Annotated in this window: 13 protein-coding genes; all 13 read left to right on the top strand. The window is 52.4% G+C overall.

Annotation, left to right across the window (positions count from 1 at the left end):
• Window positions 1–5: 5 nt before the first annotated feature.
• The 13 genes from wzb (at window position 6) to cpsB (ending at window position 13,020) form a co-directional block, all read left to right on the top strand.
• Window positions 6–449 (top strand): low molecular weight protein-tyrosine-phosphatase Wzb, encoded by a 444-nt coding sequence (gene wzb / locus FFT88_RS11295; protein WP_000482901.1) that lies wholly within the window; start codon window positions 6–8, stop codon window positions 447–449.
• A gap of 2 nt (window positions 450–451) precedes the next feature.
• Window positions 452–2,614 carry a tyrosine-protein kinase Wzc gene (gene wzc, locus FFT88_RS11290; protein ID WP_135404976.1) on the top strand — a complete coding sequence of 721 codons (2,163 nt, stop codon included), beginning with the start codon at window positions 452–454 and terminating at the stop codon, window positions 2,612–2,614.
• Window positions 2,615–2,705: 91 nt separating this feature from the next.
• Window positions 2,706–3,545 carry a colanic acid biosynthesis glycosyltransferase WcaA gene (gene wcaA / locus FFT88_RS11285; RefSeq protein WP_000654515.1) on the top strand — a complete coding sequence of 280 codons (840 nt, stop codon included), beginning with the start codon at window positions 2,706–2,708 and terminating at the stop codon, window positions 3,543–3,545.
• Window positions 3,546–3,547: 2 nt separating this feature from the next.
• A complete protein-coding gene (gene wcaB / locus FFT88_RS11280; protein WP_135404978.1) occupies window positions 3,548–4,036 on the top strand; it encodes a colanic acid biosynthesis acetyltransferase WcaB in 489 nt (162 codons plus the stop codon).
• Complete coding sequence (wcaC, locus tag FFT88_RS11275) at window positions 4,033–5,250, top strand: colanic acid biosynthesis glycosyltransferase WcaC (protein WP_135404981.1); 1,218 nt, start codon at window positions 4,033–4,035, stop codon at window positions 5,248–5,250. Before wcaB ends, wcaC begins: the two co-directional genes overlap by 4 nt.
• On the top strand, window positions 5,225–6,442 hold the full coding sequence (wcaD, locus tag FFT88_RS11270) for a colanic acid polymerase WcaD (RefSeq protein ID WP_000107816.1): 1,218 nt from the start codon (window positions 5,225–5,227) through the stop codon (window positions 6,440–6,442). The genes wcaC and wcaD overlap by 26 nt, the downstream gene beginning before the upstream one ends.
• A gap of 10 nt (window positions 6,443–6,452) precedes the next feature.
• Window positions 6,453–7,199 carry a colanic acid biosynthesis glycosyltransferase WcaE gene (wcaE, locus tag FFT88_RS11265; protein WP_135404983.1) on the top strand — a complete coding sequence of 249 codons (747 nt, stop codon included), beginning with the start codon at window positions 6,453–6,455 and terminating at the stop codon, window positions 7,197–7,199.
• A gap of 15 nt (window positions 7,200–7,214) precedes the next feature.
• Entirely contained in the window at window positions 7,215–7,763 is a 549-nt protein-coding gene (gene wcaF, locus FFT88_RS11260) for a colanic acid biosynthesis acetyltransferase WcaF (RefSeq protein ID WP_135404986.1), read from the top strand.
• 26 nt (window positions 7,764–7,789) lie between these two features.
• On the top strand, window positions 7,790–8,911 hold the full coding sequence (gene gmd, locus FFT88_RS11255) for a GDP-mannose 4,6-dehydratase (RefSeq protein ID WP_000048207.1): 1,122 nt from the start codon (window positions 7,790–7,792) through the stop codon (window positions 8,909–8,911).
• Window positions 8,912–8,913: 2 nt separating this feature from the next.
• Complete coding sequence (gene fcl / locus FFT88_RS11250; protein ID WP_000043595.1) at window positions 8,914–9,879, top strand: GDP-L-fucose synthase; 966 nt, start codon at window positions 8,914–8,916, stop codon at window positions 9,877–9,879.
• Between the two features lie 2 nt (window positions 9,880–9,881).
• Complete coding sequence (gmm, locus tag FFT88_RS11245; protein ID WP_135405208.1) at window positions 9,882–10,361, top strand: GDP-mannose mannosyl hydrolase; 480 nt, start codon at window positions 9,882–9,884, stop codon at window positions 10,359–10,361.
• The gene (gene wcaI / locus FFT88_RS11240; protein ID WP_001543312.1) at window positions 10,358–11,581 is read left to right on the top strand and encodes a colanic acid biosynthesis fucosyltransferase WcaI; all 1,224 of its coding nucleotides are present in this window, start codon (window positions 10,358–10,360) and stop codon (window positions 11,579–11,581) included. Before gmm ends, wcaI begins: the two co-directional genes overlap by 4 nt.
• 2 nt (window positions 11,582–11,583) lie before the next feature.
• Entirely contained in the window at window positions 11,584–13,020 is a 1,437-nt protein-coding gene (gene cpsB, locus FFT88_RS11235; RefSeq protein ID WP_135404988.1) for a mannose-1-phosphate guanyltransferase, read from the top strand.
• Window positions 13,021–13,120: the final 100 nt, after the last annotated feature.

Here is a 13,120-nt window from a genome sequence, read left to right as displayed (position 1 = left end):
TCGTCATGTTTAACAACATCTTAGTTGTCTGTGTCGGCAATATTTGCCGTTCCCCGACGGCGGAACGCTTACTGCAACGTTATCACCCGGAGCTAAAAGTGGAGTCCGCTGGACTCGGCGCGCTGGTCGGTAAGGGCGCTGATCCTACCGCTATCAGCGTCGCCGCAGAACATCAACTGTCTCTGGAAGGCCACTGTGCACGACAAATCAGCCGCCGCCTGTGTCGCAACTATGACCTGATTTTGACCATGGAAAAGCGCCATATCGAACGCTTATGCGAGATGGCACCCGAGATGCGCGGCAAAGTGATGCTGTTTGGTCACTGGGATAACGAATGTGAAATCCCCGATCCGTATCGCAAAAGCCGGGAAACGTTTGCAGCGGTGTACACATTACTTGAACGGTCTGCCCGCCAGTGGGCGCAGGCATTGAACGCAGAGCAGGTATAAGAATGACAGAAAAAGTAAAACAACATGCCGCTCCGGTAACGGGCAGTGATGAAATCGATATTGGTCGCCTGGTCGGCACCGTCATTGAAGCGCGCTGGTGGGTGATTGGCATCACCGCCGTATTTGCCCTCTGTGCCGTGGTTTACACCTTCTTCGCTACGCCGATATACAGCGCCGACGCACTGGTACAAATCGAGCAAAACAGCGGCAATTCGTTAGTGCAGGACATTGGTTCGGCATTAGCCAATAAACCGCCAGCATCGGACGCCGAGATCCAGTTGATTCGTTCGCGTCTGGTGCTTGGTAAAACGGTGGATGATCTCGACCTCGATATTGCAGTGAGCAAAAACACGTTCCCGATTTTCGGTGCGGGCTGGGATCGCCTGATGGGGCGTCAGAACGAGACGGTGAAAGTGACTACCTTTAACCGCCCGAAAGAGATGGCGGATCAGGTGTTTACGCTTAATGTGCTGGATGATAAAAACTACACCCTGAGCAGTGATGGCGGCTTTAGCGCCCGTGGGCAAGCGGGCCAGATGTTGAAAAAAGAAGGCGTCACGCTGATGGTTGAAGCCATTCACGCCAGCCCGGGCAGTGAGTTTACCGTCACCAAATACTCCACGCTGGGGATGATCAACCAACTGCAAAACAGCCTGACGGTAACGGAGAACGGCAAAGACGCAGGCGTACTGAGCCTGACTTATACCGGTGAAGATCGCGAACAGATCCGCGACATTCTTAACAGCATCGCCCGTAACTATCAGGAACAAAATATTGAGCGCAAATCGGCGGAAGCGTCGAAAAGCCTCGCCTTCCTCGCGCAACAGTTACCGGAAGTACGTAGCCGTCTCGATGTCGCCGAAAACAAACTGAATGCCTTCCGTCAGGATAAAGATTCTGTTGATCTGCCGCTGGAAGCAAAAGCGGTGCTCGATTCGATGGTGAACATCGACGCGCAGCTGAACGAACTGACCTTTAAAGAGGCGGAAATCTCCAAGCTGTTCACCAAAGTTCATCCGGCGTACCGCACGCTGCTGGAGAAACGTCAGGCGCTGGAAGACGAAAAAGCCAAACTTAATGGTCGCGTAACGGCGATGCCGAAAACTCAGCAGGAGATTGTGCGCCTGACCCGCGATGTCGAGTCTGGTCAGCAGGTCTATATGCAACTGCTGAATAAAGAGCAGGAGCTGAAAATCACCGAAGCCAGCACCGTCGGCGATGTGCGCATTGTTGACCCGGCAATCACCCAGCCTGGCGTGCTGAAACCGAAGAAAGGGCTGATTATCCTCGGCGCGATTATCCTTGGCCTGATGCTCTCTATCGTGGGTGTACTGCTGCGCTCGTTGTTTAATCGCGGTATCGAAAGCCCGCAGGTGCTGGAAGAGCACGGTATCAGCGTCTATGCCAGCATCCCGCTGTCGGAATGGCAGAAAGCGCGCGATAGCGTCAAAACCATCAAAGGGATTAAACGCTATAAACAGAGCCAGCTACTGGCGGTGGGGAATCCAACCGATCTGGCGATTGAAGCCATCCGTAGTCTGCGTACCAGTTTGCACTTCGCGATGATGCAGGCGCAGAACAATGTGTTGATGATGACCGGGGTTAGCCCGTCAATCGGTAAAACCTTTGTCTGCGCCAACCTGGCGGCGGTGATCAGCCAGACCAATAAACGGGTGTTGTTGATAGACTGCGATATGCGCAAAGGCTACACCCACGAGCTGTTGGGCACTAATAACGTTAATGGCCTGTCGGAAATTCTGATTGGTCAGGGCGATATTACTACCGCTGCTAAACCGACCTCTATTGCCAAATTTGACCTGATCCCGCGCGGTCAGGTGCCGCCAAATCCTTCTGAACTGTTGATGAGCGAACGCTTTGCCGAATTGGTGAACTGGGCGAGTAAAAACTACGACCTGGTGTTGATTGATACGCCGCCGATTCTGGCAGTGACCGATGCAGCAATTGTCGGGCGTCACGCTGGAACCACGTTAATGGTGGCGCGTTATGCGGTCAACACATTGAAAGAAGTGGAAACCAGTCTGAGCCGCTTTGAGCAAAACGGTATTCCGGTGAAAGGGGTGATTCTGAACTCCATCTTCCGCCGCGCCAGCGCGTATCAGGATTATGGCTATTACGAATACGAATATAAGTCGGATGCGAAATAACGACGCTTGTATTCGCACCGCCCGTAGGCCGGATAAGGCGTTCACGCCGCATCCGGCAAGCAAACCAGCTCATAAGCCGGGAGAACAACCTATGAAAGATAATCCGCTGATCTCAATCTATATGCCAACCTGGAACCGCCAACAACTGGCGATTCGGGCGATAAAATCGGTCCTGCGGCAGGACTACAGCAACTGGGAGATGATCATCGTGGATGATTGCTCCACCTCCTGGGAACAACTGCAACAGTACGTCACCGTCCTCAACGATCCGCGTATCACTTACATCCACAACGATATTAACAGCGGGGCGTGCGCGGTACGTAACCAGGCGATTATGCTGGCGCAAGGGGAATACATCACCGGGATCGATGATGATGATGAATGGACCCCCAACCGTCTGAGCGTCTTCCTCGCCCATAAACAGCAACTGGTCACACACGCCTTTTTGTACGCTAACGACTACGTTTGCCAGGGCGAAGTCTATTCCCAACCAGCAAGTTTGCCGCTGTATCCCAAATCGCCGTATTCACGCCGCCTGTTCTATAAACGCAATATCATTGGCAATCAGGTCTTTACCTGGGCGTGGCGTTTCAAAGAGTGTTTGTTCGATACCGAACTGAAAGCGGCACAGGATTACGACATCTTCCTGCGGATGGTGGTGGAGTATGGCGAACCGTGGAAAGTGGAAGAAGCGACGCAGATCCTGCATATCAATCACGGTGAAATGCAGATCACCTCGTCACCGAAAAAATTCTCCGGATACTTCCACTTTTACCGCAAGCACAAAGACAAATTCGACCGCGCCAGCAAAAAATATCAGCTGTTTACCCTCTACCAGATCCGCAATAAACGTATGACCTGGCGCACTTTGCTGACGCTGCTGTCGGTGCGTAACGGCAAACGTCTGGCTGATGGTATTCGGGGGCGCTAAAGATGCTGGAAGATCTGCGCGCCAACAGCTGGAGTTTACGCCCGTGCTGCATGGTACTTGCCTATCGTGTTGCTCATTTTTGTTCGGTGTGGCGCAAAAAGAACGTTTTCAACAATCTTTGGGCGGCCCCGCTGCTGGTGCTGTATCGCATTATCACCGAATGCTTTTTCGGTTATGAAATCCAGGCTGCCGCGACCATTGGCCGCCGCTTTACTATCCATCACGGTTACGCCGTAGTGATCAATAAAAACGTGGTGGCGGGGGATGATTTCACCATTCGCCACGGCGTCACTATCGGCAATCGTGGTGCCGATAACATGGCATGTCCACACATTGGCAACGGCGTCGAACTCGGTGCCAACGTCATTATTCTTGGTGATATCACGATTGGTAACAACGTCACCGTGGGCGCTGGCAGCGTGGTGCTCGACTCTGTCCCGGACAACGCGCTGGTGGTGGGAGAAAAAGCGCGAGTGAAGGTAATTAAATGAATATTCTGCAATTTAATGTGCGACTGGCGGAAGGCGGAGCGGCAGGTGTGGCGTTAGATCTCCACCAGCGTGCGCTGCAACAGGGGCTGGCGTCACATTTTGTCTACGGCTACGGCAAAGGCGGCAAAGAGAGCGTCAGCCATCAAAACTATCCGCAGGTCATCAAACATACGCCGCGGATGACCGCGATGGCGAACATTGCCCTGTTTCGTCTGTTTAATCGCGATCTGTTTGGCAATTTCAATGAGTTATATCGCACCATTACTCGCACAGCGGGTCCGGTGGTGTTGCATTTTCATGTGCTGCACAGCTACTGGTTGAATCTTAACAGCGTGGTGCGCTTTTGCGAAAAGGTGAAAAACCACAAACCGGACGTCACGCTGGTCTGGACTCTGCACGACCACTGGAGCGTTACCGGACGCTGCGCTTTTACCGACGGTTGCGAAGGCTGGAAAACGGGCTGCCAGAAATGCCCGACCTTAAATAACTATCCGCCGGTGAAGATTGATCGCGCACACCAGTTGGTGGCGGGCAAACGCCAGTTATTTCGCGAGATGCTGGCGCTGGGCTGTCAGTTTATTTCCCCCAGCCAGCATGTGGCTGACGCTTTCAATAGCCTGTACGGGCCAGGGCGTTGCCGGATTATCAATAATGGCATTGATATGGCAACCGAAGCGATTCTGGCGGATCTGCCTCCGGTGCGCGAAACCCAGGGCAAGCCGAAAATCGCGGTGGTGGCGCATGACCTGCGTTACGACGGCAAAACTAACCAGCAACTGGTGCGCGAGATGATGGCGCTGGGCGACAAAATCGAACTGCATACCTTTGGTAAGTTCTCGCCGTTCACCGCTGGCAACGTGGTTAATCACGGCTTTGAAACTGACAAACGTAAGTTAATGAGCGCGCTCAATCAGATGGATGCGCTGGTATTCAGTTCTCGCGTCGATAACTACCCACTTATTTTGTGTGAGGCGCTATCGATTGGTGTGCCGGTGATCGCCACCCATAGCGATGCGGCGCGGGAAGTGTTGCAAAAATCCGGCGGTAAAACCGTCAGCGAAGAAGACGTGCTGCAACTGGTGCAGTTAAGCAAACCGGAAATCGCGCAGGCGATATTTGGTACCACGTTGGCTGAGTTCAGCCAACGCAGCCGCGCCGCCTACAGTGGACAACAGATGCTGGAGGAGTATGTCAACTTCTATCAGAATCTGTAGCTACCTGCTGCTGCCGCTTATTTACCTGCTGGTTAACGTCAAAATCGCCCAGCTTGGCGAAAGTTTCCCCATCACCATCGTCACTTTTTTACCTGTCTTGTTACTGCTGTTTTTAGAGCGCATCAGCGTTAAAAAATTGATGATTGCCCTGGGGATTGGTGCGGGACTCACGGCGTTTAACTACCTGTTTGGTCAGTCGTTGGATGCCAGTAAATACGTCACTTCAACTATGCTGTTTGTCTATATTGTGATCATTATTGGCATGGTGTGGAGTATTCGTTTTAAAACAATTTCGCCACACAACCATCGCAAGATATTACGTTTCTTTTATCTGGTGGTCGGGCTGGTGGTGGCGCTGGCGGCGGTGGAGATGGCGCAAATTATCCTCACCGGCGGCAGCAGTATTATGGAGTCGATTTCGAAATATCTGATTTACAGCAACAGCTATGTACTGAATTTCATAAAATTCGGTGGCAAGCGCACGACAGCACTTTATTTCGAACCGGCATTTTTCGCTCTGGCATTAATCTCAATTTGGCTCAGCATCAAACAGTTTGGTATCAAAACGCCTAAAACCGATGCTATGATTCTCGCAGGAATAATATTATCCGGATCGTTTTCAGGGGTTATGACCTTTATCCTGTTTTATTTGCTGGAGTGGGCATTTCAATATCTGAATAAAGAGGCGATTAAGAAAAAGTTACCGTTAGCATTGATTTCTCTGGCTGTATTCCTGGTTGGTGTGGTAATCGCGTTTCCTTATATTTCCACCCGTCTGGGCGATTTAGGTACAGAAGGATCGTCATCATATTATCGTATTGTCGGTCCGCTGGTGATGGTCGGTTATTCTTTGACCCATATTGACGGTGTAGTCAGATTTGGCTCACTTTATGAATATGTCGCATCATTCGGAATATTTAACGGTGCGGATGTCGGAAAAACCATAGACAATGGTTTGTATCTGCTGATTATTTATTTTTCCTGGTTCGCAGTGTTTTTATCGCTGTGGTACATGGGGAAAGTGATAAAAATGATGATCAACGCTTTTGGTGATAACCGCAATTTTCGCGTGCAATTATATCTTTTCACTCCGGTATCGCTGTTTTTTACCGGTTCGATATTTAGCCCGGAATATGCATTTTTAATCGTCTGTCCGTTTATTTTACGAAAAGCGTTAAATATTACGAGGTAAGAATAAGAACATGTTGCTTAGCATAATCACTGTCGCATTTCGTAACCTTGAAGGGATTGCTAAAACCTATGCCTCGCTGGCGCATCTGGCGCAGGCGGACGATATCAGCTTCGAATGGATTGTTGTCGATGGTGGTTCCAACGACGGCACCCGTGAGTACCTGGAAAATCTCAATGGTATCTATAACCTACGCTTTGTCAGTGAGCCAGATAACGGTATCTACGACGCCATGAACAAAGGTATTGAAATGGCGCAAGGCAAGTTCGCGCTGTTTCTCAACTCGGGCGATATTTTTCATCAGGATGCCGCAAATTTTGTCCGTAAGTTAAAAATGCAAAAAGATAACATGATGATCACCGGCGATGCGCTGCTGGATTTTGGCGACGGGCATAAAATTAAACGTAGCGCCAAACCGGGTTGGTATATTTACCACAGTCTGCCCGCCAGTCATCAGGCGATATTTTTCCCGGTGTCCGGCTTGAAGAAATGGCGTTATGATCTGGAATATAAAGTTTCTTCCGATTACGCGCTGGCGGCCAAAATGTACAAAGCCGGTTATGCATTTAAAAAACTCAATGGCCTGGTGTCTGAATTTTCTATGGGTGGGGTATCTACCACCAATAATATGGAATTGTGTGCTGACGCTAAAAAAGTCCAACGGCAAATATTGCACGTGCCTGGCTTTTGGGCTGAATTATCCTGGCATTTACGCCAACGTACTACCTCAAAGACGAAAGCCTTATATAACAAAAGCTGAATATAAGGGGAAACGATGCAAGATTTAAGCGGTTTCTCGGTGCCGAAAGGATTCCGGGGTGGCAACGCTATTAAAGTGCAATTGTGGTGGGCAGTACAGGCAACAATATTTGCCTGGTCGCCACAAGTATTGTATCGCTGGCGGGCATTTTTATTACGTTTATTCGGCGCAAAAATAGGAAAAAACGTAGTTATTCGTCCGTCAGTAAAAATTACCTATCCGTGGAAATTAACCTTAGGTGATTACGCGTGGGTCGGCGATGAGGTCAATTTATATACCCTCGGTGAAATAACCATTGGCGCACATTCGGTGATATCGCAAAAAAGTTATTTATGCACCGGGAGCCACGACCATGCAAGTCAACATTTCACCATTAACGCCACGCCCATTGTGATTGGCGAGAAATGCTGGCTGGCAACCGATGTCTTTGTTGCCCCTGGCGTCACGATCGGCGACGGCACCGTCGTGGGTGCGCGAAGCAGTGTTTTTAAATCGCTTCCGGCAAATGCCATTTGCCGGGGGAATCCCGCAGTGGTGATACGCGAACGCGTTGAAACTGAATAAATTCAAAAAATACAGAGGAATAAGACATGTCAAAAGTCGCTCTCATCACCGGTGTAACCGGACAAGACGGTTCTTACCTGGCAGAACTGCTGCTGGAAAAAGGTTACGAGGTGCATGGTATTAAGCGTCGCGCATCGTCATTCAACACCGAGCGCGTGGATCACATTTATCAGGATCCGCACACCTGCAACCCGAAATTCCATCTGCATTATGGCGACCTGAGTGATACCTCCAACCTGACGCGCATTTTGCGTGAAGTGCAGCCGGATGAAGTGTACAACCTGGGCGCAATGAGCCACGTTGCGGTTTCTTTTGAGTCACCGGAATATACCGCAGACGTTGATGCGATGGGTACGCTGCGCCTGCTGGAGGCGATCCGCTTCCTCGGTCTGGAAAAGAAAACCCGTTTTTATCAGGCTTCCACCTCTGAACTGTACGGTCTGGTGCAGGAAATTCCGCAGAAAGAAACCACGCCGTTCTACCCGCGATCTCCGTATGCGGTCGCCAAACTGTACGCCTACTGGATCACCGTTAACTACCGCGAATCCTACGGCATGTACGCCTGTAACGGTATTCTCTTTAACCATGAATCCCCGCGCCGCGGCGAAACCTTCGTTACCCGCAAAATCACCCGCGCAATCGCCAACATCGCCCAGGGGCTGGAGTCGTGCCTGTACCTCGGCAATATGGATTCCCTGCGTGACTGGGGCCATGCCAAAGACTACGTAAAAATGCAGTGGATGATGCTGCAACAGGAACAACCAGAAGATTTCGTTATTGCTACCGGCGTTCAGTACTCCGTGCGTCAGTTCGTGGAAATGGCGGCAGCACAGCTGGGCATCAAACTGCGCTTTGAAGGCACGGGCGTTGAAGAGAAGGGCATTGTGGTTTCCGTCACCGGGCATGACGCGCCGGGCGTTAAACCGGGCGATGTGATTATCGCCGTTGACCCGCGTTACTTCCGTCCGGCTGAAGTTGAAACGCTGCTCGGCGACCCGACCAAAGCGCACGAAAAACTGGGCTGGAAACCGGAAATCACCCTCAGAGAGATGGTGTCTGAAATGGTGGCTAATGACCTCGAAGCGGCGAAAAAACACTCTCTGCTGAAATCTCACGGCTACGACGTGGCGATCGCGCTGGAGTCATAAGCATGAGTAAACAACGCATTTTTATCGCTGGCCATCGCGGGATGGTCGGTTCCGCCATCAAGCGACAGCTCGAACAGCGCGGTGATGTGGAACTGGTATTACGCACCCGCGACGAGCTGAACCTGCTGGACAGCCGCGCGGTGCATGATTTCTTTGCCAGCGAAAGCATTGACCAGGTCTATCTGGCGGCGGCGAAAGTGGGCGGCATTGTCGCCAACAACACGTATCCGGCGGATTTCATCTACCAGAACATGATGATTGAGAGCAACATCATTCACGCCGCGCATCAGAACGACGTGAACAAACTGCTGTTTCTTGGATCGTCCTGTATCTACCCGAAACTGGCAAAACAGCCGATGGCAGAAAGCGAGTTATTGCAGGGTACGCTGGAGCCGACCAACGAGCCTTACGCCATTGCCAAAATCGCCGGGATCAAACTGTGCGAATCTTACAATCGCCAGTACGGACGAGATTACCGTTCAGTTATGCCGACCAACCTGTACGGGCCGCACGACAACTTCCACCCGAGTAACTCGCATGTGATCCCTGCATTGTTGCGTCGCTTCCACGAGGCGACGGCACAGAATGCACCGGACGTGGTGGTATGGGGCAGCGGTACACCGATGCGTGAATTCCTGCACGTCGATGATATGGCGGCGGCGAGCATTCATGTCATGGAGCTGGCGCATGAAGTCTGGCTGGAGAACACCCAGCCGATGCTGTCGCACATTAACGTCGGCACGGGCGTTGACTGCACTATCCGCGAGCTGGCGCAAACCATCGCCAAAGTGGTGGGTTACAAAGGTCGGGTAGTTTTTGATGCCAGCAAACCGGATGGCACGCCGCGCAAACTGCTGGATGTGACGCGCCTGCATCAGCTTGGCTGGTATCACGAAATCTCACTGGAAGCGGGGCTTGCCAGCACTTACCAGTGGTTCCTTGAGAATCAAGACCGCTTTCGGGGGTAATGATGTTTTTACGTCAGGAAGACTTTGCCACGGTAGTGCGCTCCACACCGCTTGTCTCTCTCGACTTTATTGTCGAGAACAGTCGCGGCGAGTTTCTGCTTGGCAAAAGAACCAACCGCCCGGCGCAGGGTCACTGGTTTGTGCCGGGAGGGCGCGTGCGGAAAGACGAAACGCTGGAGGCCGCATTTGAGCGGCTGACGATGGCGGAACTGGGGCTGCGTCTGCCGATAACAGCAGGCCAGTTTTACGGTGTCTGGCAGCACTTTTATGACGATAACTTCTCCGGCACGGATTTCACCACTCACTATGTGGTGCTCGGTTTTCGCTTCAGAGTCGCTGAAGAAGATCTGTTACTGCCGGATGAGCAGCATGACGATTACCGCTGGCTGACGCCGGACGCGCTGCTCGCCAGTGACAATGTTCACGCTAACAGCCGCGCCTATTTTCTCGCTGAGAAGCGTGCCGGAGTACCCGGATTATGAAAATACTGGTCTACGGCATTAACTACTCGCCGGAGTTAACCGGCATCGGCAAATACACCGGCGAGATGGTGGAATGGCTGGCGGCGCAAGGTCATGAGGTGCGGGTTATTACCGCACCGCCTTACTACCCGCAGTGGCAGGTGGGCGAGAACTATTCCGCCTGGCGGTACAAACGAGAAGAGGGAGCCGCTACGGTGTGGCGCTGCCCGCTGTACGTGCCAAAACAGCCGAGCACCCTGAAACGCCTGTTGCATCTCGGCAGTTTTGCCGTCAGCAGTTTCTTTCCGCTGATGGCGCAACGTCGCTGGAAGCCGGATCGCATTATTGGCGTGGTGCCAACGCTGTTTTGCACGCCGGGAATGCGCCTGCTGGCGAAACTCTCTGGTGCGCGTACCGTGCTGCATATTCAGGATTACGAAGTGGACGCCATGCTGGGGCTGGGCCTTGCCGGAAAAGGTAAAGGCGGCAAAGTGGCACAGCTGGCAACGGCGTTCGAACGTAGCGGACTGCATAACGTCGATAACGTCTCCACGATTTCGCGTTCGATGATGAATAAAGCCATCGAAAAAGGCGTGGCGGCGGAAAATGTCATCTTCTTCCCCAACTGGTCGGAAATTGCCCGTTTTCAACATGTTGCAGACACCGATGTTGACGCCCTTCGTAACCAGCTTGGCCTGCCGGATAACAAAAAAATCATTCTTTACTCCGGCAATATTGGTGAAAAGCAGGGGCTGGAAAACGTTATTGAAGCTGCCGATCGCCTGCGCGATGAACCGCTGATTTTTGCCATTGTCGGGCAGGGCGGCGGCAAAGCGCGGCTGGAAAAAATGGCGCAACAGCGTGGTCTGCGCAACATGCAATTTTTCCCGCTGCAATCGTATGACGCTTTACCCGCACTGCTGAAGATGGGCGATTGCCATCTGGTGGTGCAAAAACGTGGCGCGGCAGATGCCGTATTGCCGTCGAAACTGACCAATATTCTGGCGGTAGGCGGTAACGCGGTGATTACCGCGGAAGCCCACACAGAACTGGGGCAGCTTTGCGAAACCTTTCCGGGAATTGCGGTTTGCGTAGAACCGGAATCGGTCGAGGCGCTGGTGGCGGGGATCCGTCAGGCGCTTCTGCTGCCCAAACACAACACGGTGGCACGTGAATATGCCGAACGCACGCTCGATAAAGAGAACGTGTTACGTCAATTTATAAATGATATTCGGGGATAATTATGGCGCAGTCGAAACTCTATCCAGTTGTGATGGCAGGTGGCTCCGGTAGCCGCTTATGGCCGCTTTCCCGCGTACTTTACCCCAAGCAGTTTTTATGCCTGAAAGGCGATCTCACCATGCTGCAAACCACCATCTGCCGCCTGAAAGGCGTGGAGTGCGAAAGCCCGGTGGTGATTTGCAATGAGCAGCACCGCTTTATTGTCGCGGAACAGCTGCGCCAACTGAACAAACTCACCGAGAACATTATTCTCGAACCGGCAGGGCGTAACACTGCACCTGCCATTGCGCTGGCGGCGCTGGCGGCAACACGTCATAGTCCGGAGAGCGACCCATTAATGCTGGTGCTGGCGGCGGATCATGTGATTGCCGATGAAGATGCTTTTCGCGCCGCCGTGCATAACGCCATGCCGTATGCCGAAGCGGGCAAACTGGTGACTTTCGGCATTGTGCCGGATCTACCAGAAACCGGATATGGCTATATTCGTCGCGGTGAAGTATCTGCGGGCGAGCAGGATACGGTGGCCTTTGAAGTGGCGCAGTTTGTCGAAAAACCAAATCTGGAAACCGCGCAGGCCTATGTGGCAAGCGGCGAATATTACTGGAACAGCGGCATGTTCCTGTTCCGCGCCGGACGCTATCTCGAAGAACTGAAAAAATATCGCCCGGATATTCTCGATGCCTGTGAAAAAGCGATGAGCGCCGTCGATCCGGATCTTGATTTTATTCGTGTGGATGAAGAAGCGTTTCTCGCCTGCCCGGAAGAGTCGGTGGATTACGCAGTCATGGAACGCACGGCAGATGCTGTTGTGGTGCCGATGGATGCGGGCTGGAGCGATGTTGGTTCCTGGTCTTCATTATGGGAGATCAGCGCCCACACCGCCGAGGGCAACGTTTGCCACGGCGATGTGATTAATCACAAAACCGAAAACAGCTATGTGTATGCCGAATCTGGCCTGGTCACCACCGTCGGGGTGAAAGATCTGGTAGTGGTGCAGACCAAAGATGCGGTGCTGATTGCCGACCGTAACGCGGTGCAGGATGTGAAAAAAGTGGTCGAGCAGATCAAAGCCGATGGTCGCCATGAGCATCGGGTGCATCGCGAAGTGTATCGCCCGTGGGGCAAATATGACTCTATCGACGCGGGCGATCGCTACCAGGTGAAACGCATCACCGTGAAACCGGGCGAAGGCTTGTCGGTACAGATGCATCATCACCGCGCGGAACACTGGGTGGTGGTCGCGGGAACGGCAAAAGTCACCATTGACGGTGATATCAAACTGCTTGGTGAAAACGAGTCCATTTATATTCCGCTGGGGGCGACGCACTGCCTGGAAAACCCGGGGAAAATTCCGCTCGATTTAATTGAAGTGCGCTCCGGCTCTTATCTCGAAGAGGATGATGTGGTGCGCTTCGCGGATCGCTACGGACGGGTGTAAACGTCGCATCAGGCGCAGTTTGTCGGATGCGGCGTAAGCGCCTTATCCGACCTACGGTTCGGGTTTGTAGGCCTGATAAGACGCGGCAGCGTCGCATCAG

Source organism: Escherichia sp. E4930 (genome assembly GCF_005845405.1).
Taxonomy (GTDB): Bacteria; Pseudomonadota; Gammaproteobacteria; order Enterobacterales; family Enterobacteriaceae; genus Escherichia.
Note: the sequence above shows the minus strand (reverse complement) of the source record. Positions and strands in the feature narration are given on the sequence as shown.

Excerpts from the sequence above, each read along its gene's own strand:
- wzb (WP_000482901.1), top strand. The coding sequence starts at position 6 with ATGTTTAACAACATCTTAGTTGTCTGTGTCGGCAATATTTGCCGTTCC.
- wzc (WP_135404976.1), top strand. The coding sequence starts at position 452 with ATGACAGAAAAAGTAAAACAACATGCCGCTCCGGTAACGGGCAGTGAT.
- wcaA (WP_000654515.1), top strand. The coding sequence starts at position 2,706 with ATGAAAGATAATCCGCTGATCTCAATCTATATGCCAACCTGGAACCGC.
- wcaB (WP_135404978.1), top strand. The coding sequence starts at position 3,548 with ATGCTGGAAGATCTGCGCGCCAACAGCTGGAGTTTACGCCCGTGCTGC.
- wcaC (WP_135404981.1), top strand. The coding sequence starts at position 4,033 with ATGAATATTCTGCAATTTAATGTGCGACTGGCGGAAGGCGGAGCGGCA.
- wcaD (WP_000107816.1), top strand. The coding sequence starts at position 5,225 with ATGTCAACTTCTATCAGAATCTGTAGCTACCTGCTGCTGCCGCTTATT.
- wcaE (WP_135404983.1), top strand. The coding sequence starts at position 6,453 with ATGTTGCTTAGCATAATCACTGTCGCATTTCGTAACCTTGAAGGGATT.
- wcaF (WP_135404986.1), top strand. The coding sequence starts at position 7,215 with ATGCAAGATTTAAGCGGTTTCTCGGTGCCGAAAGGATTCCGGGGTGGC.
- gmd (WP_000048207.1), top strand. The coding sequence starts at position 7,790 with ATGTCAAAAGTCGCTCTCATCACCGGTGTAACCGGACAAGACGGTTCT.
- fcl (WP_000043595.1), top strand. The coding sequence starts at position 8,914 with ATGAGTAAACAACGCATTTTTATCGCTGGCCATCGCGGGATGGTCGGT.
- gmm (WP_135405208.1), top strand. The coding sequence starts at position 9,882 with ATGTTTTTACGTCAGGAAGACTTTGCCACGGTAGTGCGCTCCACACCG.
- wcaI (WP_001543312.1), top strand. The coding sequence starts at position 10,358 with ATGAAAATACTGGTCTACGGCATTAACTACTCGCCGGAGTTAACCGGC.
- cpsB (WP_135404988.1), top strand. The coding sequence starts at position 11,584 with ATGGCGCAGTCGAAACTCTATCCAGTTGTGATGGCAGGTGGCTCCGGT.